Origin of the sequence: Chitinophaga ginsengisoli (assembly GCF_003014595.1) — a bacterium.
GTDB lineage: Bacteria > Bacteroidota > Bacteroidia > Chitinophagales > Chitinophagaceae > Chitinophaga > Chitinophaga ginsengisoli.
In genome coordinates this window covers 524650-541390 of the sequence record NZ_PYGK01000003.1, presented here as the reverse complement: position 1 = coordinate 541390, position 16741 = coordinate 524650, and the positions used below count along the sequence as shown (strand labels likewise).

Here is a 16741-nt window from a genome sequence, read left to right as displayed (position 1 = left end):
TTATAAACATTTGTTTTTTAGCCCATTATTTAGCTTTCTGTTATCTGTTACGCTGCCCCGGAATAATCCTTTTATGTATACTAAAAAGTATCAATTGTAACACTTTCGTAGGACAAAAGTAGTCAATTTTGTAGGTAGTTCTACCTAATATCTTCCTGAAAATATCACACAAAAATGTGGCAGGAGTTTTCTACATTTAAGGTTTTTGCCAGCAAGTTGTACAGCACGTCCATTACAAGCAGGCACCCTTTTGGGGCTTATTGTGCTCAGCCTGGTGGCAGAGCGTGCTATGCAACAGCAACCATTTATATTTTAAAAATGTACAGGTCTGACTTTTCATGCAGGAGCTACGGGGGATGCCCCCATGCTTATGGCATTTTTGCGTATTATATTGATTGTTGCCTGTACTTTTTTATATATTAGACGGCGGAAAAGCTCTTTTCCTGCTCTTCCACGTTAAATGTCATGAAGACAACTCAAAACCTATAAAGAATAAAACGTTTTGCCAATGAACCGTAAGTTAAGAATGGGAATGATCGGAGGCGGTAAGGATGCCTTCATCGGAGCAATCCATCGTATTGCTGCCAATATGGATGGACTGATCGAATTGAAAGCTGGCGCGCTGAGTGTAAATCCTGAAACAGCCCTGGAATCTGGAAAGATGTTATTCCTGGACCCTGCCCGCACGTACACTGATTACAAGACCATGCTGGAAAAAGAGGCTGCATTACCGGAAGATGAAAAGCTGGACTTTATCACCATCGTGACGCCCAACTTTGCACACTTCGAGCCTGCGATGATGGCGCTGGACAAAGGCTTTAACGTAGTGATCGAAAAACCGATCACCTTTAATCTCGATGAAGCCAAGCAATTAAAGGCGAAGGTAGAACAGACTGGTCTGACCCTGTTGTTGACACATACCTACACCGGTTATCCCCTGGTAAAACAGGCCCGCCGCATGGTGGCTGAAGGTGTTATTGGCAAGGTCCGTAAGGTATGGGTGGAATATCCACAGGGATGGCTGAGCAGACCAACAGAAAAAGATAGTGCCGGCGCTGCCTGGAGAACTGACCCTAAACGTTCCGGTAAAAGCGGATGTTTCGGTGATATCGGTACCCATGCTGCTAACCTGGCGGAATATATCAGCGGCTTAAAGATTGAAAAGCTGTGCGCTGACCTGCACATTATGGTAGAAGGCCGTGGTCTGGATGATGATGGAGCTGTATTGCTCCGTTTTGACAATGGTGCTGCAGGTGTGCTGATGGCATCGCAGGTTGCTGCAGGTGAAGAAAATGCACTGAAGATCAGAATATATGGTGAGAAAGGTGGTCTGGAATGGGCACAACAGGAGCCTAACACCCTGCTGGTAAAATGGCTGGATAAACCGGCTGAAATATATCGCGCAGGTGGCAACTATGGTGCTTACCAGAGCAGCTATGCTATTCATAACACCCGTACGCCGGGCGGACATCCTGAGGGATACCTGGAAGCATTCGGTAACCTGTATCGCAACTTCGCGCAGACCTTACAGGCGAAACTGGACGGAAAGACACCAGCTGCGGAATCACTCGATTTCCCTGGTGTAGACGATGGTATCCGTGGTATGGCGTTCATTGACAATGTAGTTCGTTCCAGTCAGAGCACTGAGAAATGGACAACCTTTGACATCTAATTAAAAGGCACGTATGAAAACAATAAAAGGACCTGGAATTTTCCTGGCGCAGTTCCTCGGAGACACTGCGCCTTTCAATAGCCTGGAGAGTATCTGTAAATGGGCGGCAGGATTAGGATTTAAAGGCGTACAGATCCCTACCTGGGATGTCCGTATGATAGACCTGCAAAAGGCTGCTGAAAGCAAGACCTATGCAGACGAGATCAAAGGGATCGTAAATGCGGCTGGTTTGGAGATCACCGAGTTGTCCACGCACTTGCAGGGACAGTTGGTGGCAGTACATCCTGCTTACAATGAACTGTTTGATGGTTTTGCGCCTGCAGATAAAAGGGGCAACGCTGCTGCCCGTACAGAATGGGCAGTAAATCAGCTGAAATATGCGGCAAAGGCAAGCCGTAACCTGGGCCTGAACGCGCATGCTACTTTCAGCGGTGCATTGCTCTGGCACACAGTATATCCATGGCCACAACGTCCTGCAGGACTGGTGGAAACAGGCTTTAAGGAACTGGCCAACCGCTGGTTGCCCATCCTGAATGAGTTTGACGCCAATGGGGTAGACCTCTGTTATGAGATCCATCCGGGTGAAGACCTGCACGATGGTGTTTCTTACGAGCGTTTCCTTGAGGCTACCGGCAATCACAACCGCGCCTGCCTGTTGTATGATCCAAGCCATTTTGTGCTGCAATGCCTGGATTACCTGGAATATATTGATATCTATCACGAGAAGATAAAAATGTTCCATGTAAAGGATGCAGAATTCAATCCTACCGGCCGTTCCGGCGTATATGGCGGTTACCAGGGATGGATTGACCGTCCGGGACGTTTTCGTTCACTGGGAGATGGTCAGGTAGACTTTAAAGGTGTTTTCAGTAAGCTGACCCAATACGATTACAGTGGCTGGGCGGTGATGGAATGGGAATGCTGTATCAAACATCCGGAAGATGGTGCAAAAGAAGGTGCGCCGTTCATCCAGAACCACATTATCCGTGTTACCGAAAAAGCATTTGATGACTTTGCAGGTGGGGGAGCTGATGAAGCCCTCAACAGGAAAGTATTAGGGCTGTAAGGTAAAACGGTCAGCTGCAGATAACGGATCATGAATGGGGAATCATGGGACTGCTCATCACATAATGTATACACCCTTGTATAATGATGAGTATATTACCTTCCGGTCGTTCGTAAAAAGGTGCTGCATTAGCTGGGAATAATATCACAGAGTAATTGAGCATACTTATTGAAGTAGTTTATGTATGCTTTTTTATAGAAGTCAAATTTGTATTTAGGAACTTATAAACGATTGTAAAATGAGAATGCGTTTTTTGGCGCCGGTTGTATTATGTGCTGTAGTGCTGGCCTCCTGCGGTGGCGGCAGCAGCGAAAACAAAACTGAAAAGAAAGAAGAAGCTGCAAGCGAAACGCCTGCGGATAACTCTATGGTAACTCCAGGTGCTGCTGAAGCTGCAGCCTCTAAAGGAGCTGCTCTGATAGAGCAGAAGGATTGCAAAACCTGCCATAAAGTAGATGTGAAGCTGGTAGGCCCTGCTTACAAAGACGTAGCACAGAAATATGAAGCTACAGATGCCAACATCGAAATGCTGGCTAACAAAGTAATCAGCGGTGGTAGCGGTCACTGGGGTGAAGTTGCGATGACGCCTCATGCTGACCTGTCCAAAGAAGATGCTAAGGAAATGGTGAAATATGTACTGTCGCTGAAATAGCAGACAGCATTTTATATTGGTCTCTCAGCTTTCTAAAATTAACTATCATATATAGCCGGTAGTTGCCTGTCCCGCCTTCGGTGGGTCAGTATTGCAACTATCGGCTATAAAAAAACTCAATTTGCAATGAAGCACATTATTCCCGTTCTGGCACTCAGTCTGATCTCTTTATCTACATCCGCACAGGAGCTGAATACCCTCACCGCTAAAGAAAAGAAAGCGGGCTGGAAATTATTGTTCAACGGCAAGAATGCCGAAGGCTGGCACACTTATCTGCAGAAAGATGCAAGTGCTGCCTGGAAAGTGCAGGACGGTGCACTGGCTCTGGACCAGGAAGCTAAAAAGAACGGTGCTCCCGGTGGTGACCTGGTGACCAACGATGAGTACGAAAATTATGAGTTGACCCTGGAGTGGAAAATCTCCGAAGGAGGTAACAGCGGTATCATTTTCGGTGTTCACGAAGATCCGAAATTTCAAGCTACTTACCTGACTGGTCCTGAAATGCAGGTGTTAGACGATGCTAAACATCCTGACGGTAAATTCCCTAAACATAATTCCGGCGATCTGTACGATCTGAAGAAGTCTGAGAAGAATGCCGTAAAACCTACAGGTGAGTGGAACAAGGTAAAGATCCTGAAGAAAGATGGTAAACTGACCTTCTGGCTGAATGGTGTTAAAACCGTAGAAACTACCATGGGCAGCGAAGAGTGGAAAACACTCCTGGCCAACAGTAAATTCAAAAACTGGAAAGGCTTCGGTGAATATGCAAAAGGGCATATCGCGCTGCAGGATCATGGTAATGAGGTATGGTACCGTAACATCAAGATTCACGTATTGTAATACCGCATATCATGAATAAGACCCACGTAAGAAAAACAACCCTTTCGTTCCATACGGAAGAACATTATAACCTTGCTTCTAACAAAGCGGGTAAAATAAGCATGGTCCCCTTCAGGATGGGACCATGCTTTATTGTAGCCCTTCTGCTGGCATTAGTGATCTCTACAGACAGCTATGCTGCATCCTTCAAAAAAACGCCCCGCTTACTGGTATTTTCCAAGACCGCTGGTTTCCGTCATGACTGTATCCCTGTTGCCAAACTGGCAATGATCAAACTGGGACAGGAGAATGGCTTTGCGGTGGATACAACGGAAGATGCCAGCGTGTTCAACGACAAAGAGCTGAAGCGCTATGCCGCTGTATTGTTCCTCAATACCACCGGCAATGTGCTGAACGATGAGCAACAGGCAGCGATGGAGAAATATATTCATAACGGCGGCGGATATATGGGTATCCATGCAGCTACCGATACTGAATATGACTGGCCCTGGTATAATAAGCTGGCTGGAGCATGGTTCACCAGTCATCCGAAACAACAACAGGCTACTTTGCTGGTGGTAGATCGTAACAACGATGCAACCCGTCACCTGCAGGAGAAATGGTCACGCTGGGATGAGTGGTATAACTTTAAAGATCTCAACCCGGATGTACATGTACTGATCAAAATTGATGAAAGCTCTTATGAAGGTGGTAAGAATGGTGACAATCATCCAATGAGCTGGTACCACGATTTTGAAGGAGGCCGTGCTTTTTATACGGAATTAGGCCATACGAAAGAATCCTATGCCGATCCGGTATACTTGCAGCATGTGTTAGGAGGCCTGCGCTACGCGATGAATATTAAAGCAAGAAAATAAAGATAATCCCTATTACGGGATACGGCATACATTGTAGCCGTATCCCGTATTATCAATCAACATAAAAAATATCATGCAAATCAGGTACGTAATGGTGCTGCTGGTATTACTGGGAACAGTAATGTCCGGCTGCCAGAAGAAAACCCGGCCCGGTAATCCGAGAGTACTGGTGTTTACCAAAACTGCGGGTTTCCGGCATGCTTCTATCCCTGCAGGGATACAGGCTATCCAGAAACTTGGAAAGGAAAATGGTTTTGAAGTAGACACTACAGAGAACGCCGCCAATTTTAATGAAGATTCCCTGCAGAAATATGCAGCAGTCATTTTTCTGAATACCACTGGAGATGTACTGAACAATTACCAGGAAGCAGATTTTGAAAGATATATTCAGGCCGGCGGTGGCTTCGTGGGTATCCACGCTGCAACTGACACTGAATATGAGTGGGGCTGGTATGGTGAGCTGGTAGGCGCTTATTTCGATAATCATCCTGCCGGTACACATAAGGCCAAACTGACGGTAAAGGACAAATCTTTCCTGGCCACAGCAACGTTACCTGATACATGGGAACATACTGACGAATGGTACAATTTTAAGAAGATCAGCAAGAACACACATGTGTTGATCACCGTAGATGAAAAGAGCTACGAAGGCGGTACCAACGGTGCTGATCATCCTATCAGCTGGTACCATGATTTTGACGGAGGTCGTGCTTTTTATACAGAGTTAGGTCATACCAACGAATCTTATACAGAACCTCAATATCTCGCACACATCCTGGGTGGTATCAAATACGCTATTGGTAAAAATACCATGCTGGATTACGCACAGGCTACTACATTGCGTGTACCTGAAGAGAACAGGTTTACTAAAAATAACCTCATTACAGGTGAGTTCTTTGAACCTACAGAAATGACCATCCTGCCGGATCTCAGCATCCTGGTGGCACAGCGCAGGGGAGAGATCATGTTCTATAACCCGACCAGCCACCAGCTGACACAGGCGGGTTTCCTGCGGGTATATTATAAAACAGAAACGCCTAATGTAAATGCAGAAGAAGGGGTACTTGGTCTGAGCGCCGATCCTGATTTTGCGAACAACCATTATGTTTATATCTATTATTCTCCGGCGGATACTTCTGTAAATCGCTTATCCCGTTTCAAGTTTGAGAACAATGTACTGGATACGGCATCAGAAAAGATCATCCTCCAGTTATATTCTCAGCGTAATATCTGCTGCCATACAGGTGGTTCTATCACCTTTGGCCCCGGAGGCCTGTTATACCTGTCTACAGGCGATAACAGTACACCATTTGACGAACCTGGACAGAAATATGTGAACAATGGTTATGGTCCGCTGGATGACCGTCCGGGACACCTGCAGTATGACGGTCGCCGTACATCAGCCAATACCAACGACCTGCGTGGAAAGATCCTGCGTTTAAAGATCAATGCAGATGGTACCTACAGTATTCCTGATGGTAACCTGTTCAAACCAGGTACACCTAATACACGTCCTGAGATCTTTGCAATGGGTACACGTAACCCTTACCGTATTTCAGTAGACCGTAAGAACGGATATGTATACTGGGGTGAAGTAGGACCGGATGCTAACAACGACGATCCTAACCGTGGTCCACGTGGTTATGACGAGATCAACCAGGCGAAGAAGCCCGGTAACTTTGGTTATCCGATGTTTGTAGGTAACAACTACGCCTATCATCTGTATGACTATGAAACAGGTAAGAGCGGTCCTGCTTTTGATCCTGCGAAGCCTGTGAACAATTCCCGCAACAATACCGGTATCAAGAATCTGCCGCCTGCACAGCCGGCATTTATCTGGTACCCTTATGCGAAATCGCCTGACTTCCCTTCAATGGGTAGCGGTGGCCGTAACGCCATGGCGGGACCTGTGTACTACAACGAATTCTATCCGAAGGAAACACGTCTTCCGGATTATTATAACAACAAGTTCTTCATCTACGACTGGGTACGTGGCTGGATCAAAGCGGTGACTTTTGATAAAGATTACAACCTGTACAAGACGGAAGATTTCATGCCGCATACAAAATTCAATGCCATCATCGATATGGAAATGGGACCTGATGGCCGCATTTATTTATTGGAATATGGTAATGGATGGTTCAGCAAGAACAAAGATGCAGCACTGTCACGTATAGATTATAACGGTGGTAACCGTGCACCTAAAGCAGAGATCCATGCGGATAAGCTGTCGGGAGGTCTGCCATTTAAAGCGAAACTGAGTGCGAAAGGATCTTCTGATCCGGATGGCGATCAGCTGACATATGTGTGGTACCTGGGTAATGGTAATAAAAAAGAGACCAAAGAGCCTGAAACAGAAGTGACCTTTACTACACCGGGTGAATATGCTGTATCTGTAGAAGTGCTGGATGGTAATGGTGCAAGCACCCGTAGTAGTGGCATAGAGCTGTATGCGGGTAATGAAACACCGGAGGTGAAGGTGAATATCACCGGTAACCAGATGTTCTATTTCCCTGGGAAGCCGGTTGCTTACAGTGTGAATGTGAATGATAAAGAAGATGGTTCTACTGCCAATGGCAAGATCGATGCTGCTAATCTGTATATCAGGGCTGACTATATGGAGGGTAATGACAAGGCAGGTATTCCGCAGCAGGGACACCAGATCATTACGGGTGCTATTGCCGGTAAGAATATAGCAGAAGCCAGCGATTGTAAGACCTGTCATAAGGTAGATGAGAAGTCCATCGGGCCAAGCTTCAAACAGGTAGCAGAGAAATACAAAGATGATCCGAAAGCGCCTGATTATTTGGCAGACAAGATCATCAAAGGTGGTGGCGGTGTATGGGGCGAAACAGCGATGTCTGCGCATCCTACCCTTACACAGTCAGAGGCACATCAGCTGGTAGAATATGTGATGTCATTAGGCGGTAATACCAAAGCTGCGCCATCATTACCTGCAAGCGGTACGGTGGAGGCTACGGCAGGTAAACCGGAAAAAGATAACGGTGTGTTTTACCTGATGGCCAGCTATACAGATAAAGGTGGTCCTGGTATCAAACCGATTACAGGTACGGATGCGATCACACTGAGAAGTCCGAAGATACCTGCAGCGTCATTCGATAAATCAGATGGTGTTTCTACATTTGAATTTGATGGTAAGAAACTGCTGATACCTGCTGGTAATGGATGGGCGGATTATAAGGATCTTGACCTGACAGCAGTCAATGGTATCAACATCAATTATTTCACACAGGAGCCATTACAGCATGGATATATCGTGGAAATATTCCTGGATAAAGCGGATGGTGCGAAACTGGGAGAAGCGACTATTGGCGTGGGTGCTAAAGGAATGGCGCCTAATGCTGCGTTGGTCTCTTTTGCACCGGTGGCGGATGCGAAGCGTCATACTTTGCATGTGACGATTAAGGCGGCTGATCCGGCGGAGAAAACGGGGCTGGGGATATCTTCGTTCCAGTTGATGAGTAAGTAAGAGACGTCAGATAAAAAAGAGAGCCTGGTTGATACAGGCTCTCTTTTTTTTATTGCTAAGTGGTTTTCTTTTCTCGCTAAGTAGCTTCGGTTTCAGTATGGGATGGCGGTCGGCGCCTCTCTGGAATGCTATTGGGCGTTGTCAAGCGAATGGGGGGGCTATTAAGCAGCACCAGTCGTATGGCCGGAGAGCCGAAGGCCCGCCATTCCCATCTGAAACCGGTACTACTTATGCTGTCGCTGTTATTGGTTACGTGCTTGATACTTTATGCCTTCTGAGAGCTTTTGCATAGTGTGCATAGTGATAGACAGTGGTGACAATGATTATCGTTATTAACTACCCCTTGTAAGTGGGGTCTTTATCTTCTTCTGATTTAGGTGGTTTGTTAAACCTATATTCCATTTGTGATTTCACTTTGCGGTACCAGTTGAGGTCATAAGGTAATCTCTCAAACCAGCCCAGCAAGTTTGTCGGTATCAGGTCATATACATCACTGGGTACGGGGAAGATCATGCCATCTACGATCAGTTGCACCGGAGCGGTTTGCTCTACTTCGCCGTCAACAAAGTTTGGTTCCAATGGTGATTCTTCTCCTTTTTTGACACGCCACTCCTTTTTTCTTCCATAGCTGTTTAACTTGGAAATATCATCATTCTTCCAGGTCTTATTAAGCTCTATAAGCTTATCGCGCATTACCTGACCTGGATTGGTGGCAGCAAATAGCTTGGTAAGGAAGATCTTAGCATATTCAGGCGCTCTGTTTATATGTGCGGTATAGACGCGCACCATTTCTTCGGGAGACTCTGTGGTGCCCAAATGCATTTTTGACTGTCCAAAGGGAGTGGGCGTATTGCTGATTGTATCCAGGCCGGCCATGTTATAACCTAAAAGGTCATTAGCATCCCGGTACGGTACGCCTGTTGACGTCAGCAGTTGCTGATGCCCATATTCGCCTATCTGACCATGTATCTTCAGCTCATTCCATTTGGCATTGGTCTTCATATGTTCAGCGATCCGCCCGGGACCGTTCAGGTGCGTTACATATTCATCCTGTTCATCAGTGAGCGGACTGCCGAGAGGGGAGAGCGGATGTAGTTTCGACGCTTTCTGGGCTTCATGCGCAACCCGGTACGCTTCGGCGCCTGCTTCATCCCAGGAATTATACTTATAGGTACCCTTTTCAGCTGCCCATTTTTTTAGTTGTGAGAGCATCTTCGGTACTGAAGGATGTACCCTACGTAATTTCCTGTATACAGATGCCGCGTATAGATACGGGGCGTTTCCTTTGGGCTTTTTTATTCCAAGCCTGACGTAAAAATCGGATCTGTCTTTTTTAGCCTGGATATAGGTCAGCACAAGGTTAAGGTCTGAACGTTTTGTATCCCGGTCCTTAATCCTCAATTTGAGCTGCGCTACATGATTGGGCAGTTGTCGCTGAGCTAGCGGCTGTATAACCGGCGTCCCAAATGCAGGATTGATCTTTGGCTGTACCGCAGGCCTGGCAATGCCGGTTGTGCCAATGTTGTTAGCAGATGCCTGTGAAGCAGTGCGGATACCAGGGGCAACAGCCGGCGTATGTTTGTGAGGGTATGACACAGTATAAGGGAATTAGAATTACCTAAAAATAAGCATTTCCCCTGCGATATCCGGGGAGAATAAACCGGATCGTCTAACGCTTTTTCAATCGGCTGCCTGCGTAGAAATAATTGATCAGTAATACGATGATCAGCAGGAATAATCCGAAGAACTCACGTGTTTCTTCTATCCATGGTTTCGTTGCTTTCATTGTTTCAGCAATGTTCTCACCATGATGCTCAGTAGCCCAGTCTATCACACCGTTTTTATCAAAGAAAAGATAGGCTGCATATGCCAGGTATACGAATATGCCGAAGAGATAAGCGCGCCTGTAAAAGCGGCCACGGGCAGCCAGCAGGCAACATCCTGCACCAAACAGGTAAATAGGCCCCCATACATAAGGATCAGGATCATTGTATTGTAGTCCTGCGAAAATGATGAACAGGATACCCCAGATGATGTTGAATATTTTCATAGAAAAAAAATTATCAGCGATAGAACGAAGATAGTTGATATAATATAGAAAATATATACCTTTGCATCCGAATTCCTTTATTGTTCATCTCTTAAAACGCAAGGAATCATGACAGAACGTATTCACATATCGCCCTTTACGCCCGCTGCCTGATACAGGCAATATTTCCTTTTTTAAATTTACTGGAAAGCGTGTAAACATTGATGATCATTCATCATTAGTGTCTTCCATTATTATGCCTGTATAGACTGGTCTTCTGCGCCCGCGGAAAGGGTATTCTCATGCCTTAATTGTCGTTCGAAATCATCTGAACGATGGACTCATTACTATACAATTTATTACGCACCTATATGGGCAGTTTACGCATAAAAGAACTGAGTAAGATCGGTTATACAAATGACCGTGCAAGAAGTCTGGTCATTAATACTATTTCAAAACATTTTAAGCATCATACCAAAGAAGAACTCATCACACTGTTAACAGGTATTAAAGAAAAGCCTGAGCAATATGTGAATGATGAAGTATTGGGTAAGATCGCATCTACTTTTATCGAGAAAGAAGAAGTTACGCATCATAAGGAGTTCACGTTGCTGGAACAGACAGGACGCCTGAAGATCTATGGTGGTAAGGAGATTGAGCATGCGGCAAAAAAGCAGATGGAGATCGCCATGTCACTGCCTGTGACTGTGCAGGGGGCCTTGATGCCTGATGCACATACGGGTTATGGTTTACCTATCGGTGGTGTGTTAGCTACAGATAACGCTGTTATTCCTTACGCAGTAGGCGTGGATATTGGCTGCCGCATGTCATTGTCCATCTTTGATGAAGGAGAGAGTTTTATCAAACGTTACGGATACCAGATGAAGGTGGCACTGAAAGAGTGGACACACTTTGGTATGGAAGGAGGGTTGGAAGTAGAGCAGGAACATCCTGTGCTGGATGATCCGGCTTTTCAGGCTACCGACCTATTAAAAAAGCTGCAGTCAAAAGCGGCACGGCAGCTGGGAAGTTCCGGCAGTGGCAATCACTTTGTGGAATTTGGTATGATCCGATTGTCTGAAGACAATTCCCTGGGGCTGCCAGCAAAGGAATATGTTGCGCTGTTATCGCATTCCGGTAGCAGGGGATTAGGCGCCAATATAGCGATGCATTATACGAAGATAGCGATGGATACCTGTAAGCTGCCAAGAGAAGCGCAGCAACTGGCCTGGCTGGACATGAACAGCGAGGCAGGGCAGGAGTACTGGCTGAGTATGCAGTTGGCGGGTGACTATGCAAAAGCCTGTCATGACAGGATACATATCAACATGGCCAAAGCGTTAGGTCTGGAGCGGCTCATCACTATTGAGAACCATCACAATTTTGCGTGGGAGGAAATACTGGACGATGGCCGTAAAGTGATCGTGCATCGCAAAGGGGCCACGCCGGCACACAAAGGTGAGCCGGGCATTATTCCCGGCAGTATGACCACTGCCGCCTACCTGGTGACTGGCAAAGGAGTAGACCAGTCCTTATTTTCTGCATCACATGGTGCCGGCAGGATGATGAGCCGGAAGCGGGCAAGGGAAAGTATGACAGTATCAGCATTGAAGAAGATGCTGGCAGATGCGGGTGTTACATTGATTGGTGGTAGTGTGGAAGAGAATCCGCTTGCCTACAAAGACATCGAAACTGTGATAGCAGCGCAGCAGGAATTGGTTACCGTAGAGGGGCGGTTTTTACCCCGGATTGTAAGAATGTATAAAGAGTAACAACATGAACAAGTCAATGATACAGGTAACTGCCGGGAGAGGGCCGGCAGAATGTACACGGGTAGTAGCAAGGGTGGTGGAGCTGATGATGAAGGCGGCCCGTGCACAGGAACTGGACATCCAGTTGCTGGAAAGTAAAAAGGGTGACCTGAAAGGAACACTGTTATCCGCAGTACTAATAGTAAAAGAGAAAGAAAACGCTAAGAAAAAAGTACTTGATGTCTTTATACAAGAGTGGAGAGGTACGGTGCAGTGGATCGCTGAGAGTCCTTACCGTAAGTTCCATAAGCGCAAGAACTGGTTTGTAGGCGTTGAAGTCTTTGATGTGAAAGAACAACTGAAATGGGATCTGAAGGATGTGAAGCTCGAATCGTGCCGCGCATCAGGGCCCGGCGGACAGCATGTGAATAAAGTAGAGACAGCTGTACGGGGTACGCATATTCCTTCCGGCATACAGGTGCTGGCGATGGATAGCCGTTCACAATTGCAGAACAAGCAGCTTTGCCTGGAAAGGCTGGAAGCAAAGTTCATGTCATGGCAAATGGAACAACTGCTGGCGCGCCGGCAGGATCAGTGGCAGGAGCATAATGAACTGGAAAGGGGTAGGGCTGTAAAGGTGATCACAGATAAACTGTGATCACCCTATTCCTTCATTGTTTTGTAAAACTGATAGTAATTTCTTAAATACTGATTAAAAATTTACAAAGTATCTTGTATAAATTGAACGAATGTGTTACCTTGGTCGGCAGTTAACAATTTGAAACTTTAGTGTGTGTTTAAATGTAACCAAGATCTAATCCTTGTTCCCTAAGTTTTTGATGTTAACACGTATGAAAAAACTAAACTGTAGTCCTTAAAAAAAAAATTAAGTACGCCATTCCCATTTTTTAACAGTAAAAAGCCCGGATATATTATTTGCATTGATACCGATGCAATCGGTATCAACATGGATTTGAGCCCGAAAGGAAGGATTTATATAGTGTCCCTCTAAGACCAGGATATTGAATTAACCCGGTCATTTTTCGTGTCTGTAACTGCCGGACGGCGCAGTGTATGGGCTCGAACAGGCTAATTATTAACCAATTTTTAAAAACGTTTCACGTTATGAAGAGACATGTCTACCGCACATTTGCGTGTTGCTGGCTATTGTTGTTGTTGTTTGCCGGCGCTGCATTCGCCCAGACTAAATTCACCGGGAAAGTCACAGACAAGACTTCCGGAAATCCCTTGCCGGGGGTGACAGTGGCAGTAAAGAATTCCGGCCGTGGTACAGCCACAGACCCAGCTGGTAATTTCAGTGTAACTGCCAAAAAAGGAGAGATCCTGGTATTTTCATTTGTAGGCTATTCGCAGCAGGAAGTAGTGCTCGGAGATGCTGCCACTGTTAGTGTAGTACTGAGTGAAAAAGTAGGCTCACTCGATGAAGTAGTGGTAACAGGTTATGCCACTCAACGTAAAAAAGACCTGACAGGTGCTGTATCTGTTGTAAACGTAGAACAGATCAGCCGTCAACCCACCGCCCAGGTGAGCAACCAGTTACAGGGCCAGGTATCTGGTATCACTGTATTGGGTTCTGGTCAGCCGGGTGAAGAACCACAGGTACGTATCCGTGGTGTGAACACTTTTGGTAACAACACTCCCCTCTATGTTATAGATGGAATCCCAACACAGAATATCGTGGATCTGAACCCGTATGATGTGGCGAGCATGCAGGTACTGAAAGATGCAGGATCTGCTTCTATCTATGGTGCAAGAGCAGCTAACGGTGTGATCATCATCACTACCAAAACAGGTAAATCTGATGGTAAGGTAAGAGTGACTTACGACGGCTACTATGGTACCCAGCGTCCTAAAGGTGGTAACGTATGGGACATCCTTTCCCCGCAGGAAATGGCTAACCTGAAATGGATGGCGTTAAAAAATACAGATCCGAACGTTACCTATAACGATGGTCTGTATGGCACCGGCGCTACTCCAAGACTGCCCGATTACATTGCTCCGGGAGGTCTGATGGAAGGCGATCCTGCTGTAGATCCTTCCAAATACAATGTAAATCCTTTCTATAAGAACCCTTCTGATCTGGACAATTTCTACCGTATTAACAAAGCAAATAAAGGCGGTACAGACTGGTTCCATGAGATCTTCAAGCCTGCTATGATCACCAGCCACAACGTATCAGTAAGTGGTGGTAACGATCAGGGAGCTTACTACCTCTCTTTCTATTATTTCAACCAGAAAGGTACTTTACTGGATACTTACCTGAAACGTTACTCTATCCGTTCCAACAGCCATTTTAACGTAGGTAAGCATGTACGTATCGGAGAAAACTTAGAGTTTTCTGTGATAGACAACCCACGTATCACTGCGCTGACAGAAGGAAGTGGTATCGGTATGGCATTCCGCGAGCAGCCTATTATTCCGGTACGTGATATCAAGGGTAACTTTGCTGGTTCATTCAGCACCAACGGCGCTCAGTTAGGTAACGCCCGTAACCCTGTAGCTATACAGGAGCGTACGAAAGATAACAGAGGTCTTGGTAACCGTTTATTAGGTAACGTATATGGTGAGGTGGATTTCCTGCAGCACTTTACCTTCCGTACCAGCTTTGGTGGTGAAGTATATTCTTCTTCCAGCCATAGCTTCACATATCCGGAATATGAGAATGCAGAGAATAACAAGGTAAACTCTTATACGGAGGCTGCTACCAGCGGTTATAACTGGACATGGAGCAATACGCTGACATATTCGCAGAGCTTCAATAGGATACATAATGTAAAAGTACTGTTGGGTACTGAAGCCTTCGACAACCATGGTCGTATGGTAACAGGTACTACGCAGAACTACTTCATCTTCGATCCTAACTTCACTAACCTGGGTACTGGTACAGGTACTGTTACAAACAACAGTAATGCGTTCACCGACGGTCTGTTCTCTGTATTCGGCCGTTTAGATTACAGCCTGATGGATAAATATCTGCTCGGTGCTGTTATCCGTCGGGACGGTTCCAGCAGGTTCGGTGCTAACAACCGTTATGGTACTTTCCCTGCGATCAGTGCAGGATGGCGTATTTCTCAGGAAGAATTCCTGAAAAATGTAGCCTGGATCTCTGACTTAAAGATCAGAGGTGGATGGGGTATCATGGGTAATCAGCTGAACGTTGATCCATCCAATGCATTCACCCAGTATGGTCTGAACAAAGGATCTTCTTTCTATGACATCGGTGGTACTTCCAATTCACTGGCTTCTGGTTTCTTCAGAACAACTATAGGTAATCCGGATGCTAAATGGGAAAGTAATATCAACACCAACATTGGTTTTGATGCGACCCTGTTCAAAGGCAAACTGGAAATTAGTGCAGACTACTACAAGAAACAGGTAAAAGACCTGCTGTTCACACCAGAGGTGTCAGGTACTGCCGGCCGTTCCGCTCCTCCAGCTGTGAACATCGCAGAAATGCAGAACCATGGTATTGATCTGTCTTTGGGCGTCAATGACATTCACATCACCAAAGACCTGGTACTGAAAGCAAATGCGACCTTGACTACTTATAAGAACAAGATCGTAAACATCTCCGGAGACGCGCCTTACTTCGATCTGGAAGCACGTCGTTTCAATGGTAACTTCATCATCCGTAACGCGATCGATCATCCTATCTCCAGCTTCTATGGTTACAAAACTGTAGGTTTCTGGAATAGCGCAGAAGAAATTGCAGCGGCAAATGATCAGGCGCAGAAAGCCACTAACAATCCTAATGCAGTTTATCAGACTGGTATCAAACTGGGACGTTTCCGTTACCAGGATACAAACGGTGATGGTATCATTACAGATGCTGACCGTACGTTCCTGGGTAACCCAAGTCCTAAGTTCAGCTATGGTCTGAACCTGCAGCTGGATTATAAGAATTTTGATTTCACTGTGTTCCTGTATGGTGTACAGGGTAACAACATCTGGAACCAGGTACGTTGGTGGACAGACTTCTATCCATCTTTCGCAGGTGCTAAGAGCAAAACTGCCCTGTATGATTCCTGGAGACCTGACAACCACAACGCAAAAGCACCTATCCAGGAGAACGAAGGTTCCTTCAGTACCAACACTGTACCTAACTCCTTCCTCGTAGAGAATGGTTCTTACCTGCGTGCTAAAAACATGATGCTCGGTTATACTTTACCTAAACCTATTCTGCAGCGTATCGGTATCGAGAGATTCCGCATCTATGTACAGGCAGCTAACCTGTTCACCATCACCAAATACTCTGGTATTGATCCTGAGATCACAGGTGGTACTACCAACTTTGGTCTGGATGAGGGCGCTTATCCTAATCAGCGTCAGTTCCTGGTGGGCGTTAACGTAGGATTCTAATTAA

Annotated in this window: 11 protein-coding genes; 9 read left to right on the top strand and 2 right to left on the bottom strand. The window is 45.9% G+C overall.

The features are described from left to right. The first annotated feature begins 508 nt into the window (after nucleotides 1–508). The 6 genes from CLV42_RS10120 to CLV42_RS10095 all read left to right on the top strand — a co-directional run bounded on the left by CLV42_RS10120 (nucleotide 509) and on the right by CLV42_RS10095 (nucleotide 8577). Nucleotides 509–1672 (top strand): Gfo/Idh/MocA family protein, encoded by a 1164-nt coding sequence (locus tag CLV42_RS10120; protein WP_106601783.1) that lies wholly within the window; start codon nucleotides 509–511, stop codon nucleotides 1670–1672. 13 nt (nucleotides 1673–1685) lie between these two features. Next, nucleotides 1686–2738, top strand: a complete 1053-nt coding sequence (locus CLV42_RS10115; RefSeq protein WP_106601782.1) for a sugar phosphate isomerase/epimerase family protein — start codon at nucleotides 1686–1688, stop codon at nucleotides 2736–2738. Between the two features lie 238 nt (nucleotides 2739–2976). Beyond that, complete coding sequence (locus CLV42_RS10110) at nucleotides 2977–3390, top strand: c-type cytochrome (protein ID WP_106601781.1); 414 nt, start codon at nucleotides 2977–2979, stop codon at nucleotides 3388–3390. Between the two features lie 126 nt (nucleotides 3391–3516). Next, nucleotides 3517–4230, top strand: coding sequence for a 3-keto-disaccharide hydrolase (locus CLV42_RS10105; protein WP_106601780.1), 714 nt, complete (start codon nucleotides 3517–3519; stop codon nucleotides 4228–4230). An 11-nt stretch (nucleotides 4231–4241) separates the two neighbouring features. Beyond that, on the top strand, nucleotides 4242–5087 hold the full coding sequence (locus CLV42_RS10100) for a ThuA domain-containing protein (RefSeq protein WP_245901583.1): 846 nt from the start codon (nucleotides 4242–4244) through the stop codon (nucleotides 5085–5087). Between the two features lie 73 nt (nucleotides 5088–5160). After that, nucleotides 5161–8577, top strand: coding sequence for a ThuA domain-containing protein (locus CLV42_RS10095; protein WP_106601779.1), 3417 nt, complete (start codon nucleotides 5161–5163; stop codon nucleotides 8575–8577). Between the two features lie 336 nt (nucleotides 8578–8913). Here the strand turns inward: CLV42_RS10095 and CLV42_RS10090 are convergent, their stop codons facing one another. Continuing rightward, nucleotides 8914–10173, bottom strand: a complete 1260-nt coding sequence (locus CLV42_RS10090; protein WP_106601778.1) for a hypothetical protein — start codon at nucleotides 10171–10173, stop codon at nucleotides 8914–8916. A gap of 73 nt (nucleotides 10174–10246) precedes the next feature. Next, nucleotides 10247–10627: a transmembrane 220 family protein gene (locus CLV42_RS10085; protein ID WP_106601777.1), complete on the bottom strand. Its 381-nt coding sequence runs from the start codon at nucleotides 10625–10627 to the stop codon at nucleotides 10247–10249. Between the two features lie 314 nt (nucleotides 10628–10941). Between CLV42_RS10085 and CLV42_RS10080 the strand changes: the two genes are divergently transcribed. The 3 genes from CLV42_RS10080 to CLV42_RS10070 all read left to right on the top strand — a co-directional run bounded on the left by CLV42_RS10080 (nucleotide 10942) and on the right by CLV42_RS10070 (nucleotide 16737). Next, nucleotides 10942–12378, top strand: coding sequence for an RtcB family protein (locus CLV42_RS10080; protein ID WP_245901582.1), 1437 nt, complete (start codon nucleotides 10942–10944; stop codon nucleotides 12376–12378). A gap of 4 nt (nucleotides 12379–12382) precedes the next feature. Further along, on the top strand, nucleotides 12383–13015 hold the full coding sequence (gene prfH / locus CLV42_RS10075) for a peptide chain release factor H (RefSeq protein WP_106601775.1): 633 nt from the start codon (nucleotides 12383–12385) through the stop codon (nucleotides 13013–13015). A gap of 467 nt (nucleotides 13016–13482) precedes the next feature. Then, the gene (locus CLV42_RS10070; RefSeq protein WP_106601774.1) at nucleotides 13483–16737 is read left to right on the top strand and encodes a SusC/RagA family TonB-linked outer membrane protein; all 3255 of its coding nucleotides are present in this window, start codon (nucleotides 13483–13485) and stop codon (nucleotides 16735–16737) included. Nucleotides 16738–16741: the final 4 nt, after the last annotated feature.

What these genes read in the sequence shown, in the direction of transcription:
- CLV42_RS10120 (WP_106601783.1), top strand. Translation starts at nt 509, where the DNA reads ATGAACCGTAAGTTAAGAATGGGAATGATCGGAGGCGGTAAGGATGCC.
- CLV42_RS10115 (WP_106601782.1), top strand. Translation starts at nt 1,686, where the DNA reads ATGAAAACAATAAAAGGACCTGGAATTTTCCTGGCGCAGTTCCTCGGA.
- CLV42_RS10110 (WP_106601781.1), top strand. Translation starts at nt 2,977, where the DNA reads ATGAGAATGCGTTTTTTGGCGCCGGTTGTATTATGTGCTGTAGTGCTG.
- CLV42_RS10105 (WP_106601780.1), top strand. Translation starts at nt 3,517, where the DNA reads ATGAAGCACATTATTCCCGTTCTGGCACTCAGTCTGATCTCTTTATCT.
- CLV42_RS10100 (WP_245901583.1), top strand. Translation starts at nt 4,242, where the DNA reads ATGAATAAGACCCACGTAAGAAAAACAACCCTTTCGTTCCATACGGAA.
- CLV42_RS10095 (WP_106601779.1), top strand. Translation starts at nt 5,161, where the DNA reads ATGCAAATCAGGTACGTAATGGTGCTGCTGGTATTACTGGGAACAGTA.
- CLV42_RS10085 (WP_106601777.1), bottom strand. Translation starts at nt 10,627, where the DNA reads ATGAAAATATTCAACATCATCTGGGGTATCCTGTTCATCATTTTCGCA.
- CLV42_RS10080 (WP_245901582.1), top strand. Translation starts at nt 10,942, where the DNA reads ATGGACTCATTACTATACAATTTATTACGCACCTATATGGGCAGTTTA.
- prfH (WP_106601775.1), top strand. Translation starts at nt 12,383, where the DNA reads ATGAACAAGTCAATGATACAGGTAACTGCCGGGAGAGGGCCGGCAGAA.
- CLV42_RS10070 (WP_106601774.1), top strand. Translation starts at nt 13,483, where the DNA reads ATGAAGAGACATGTCTACCGCACATTTGCGTGTTGCTGGCTATTGTTG.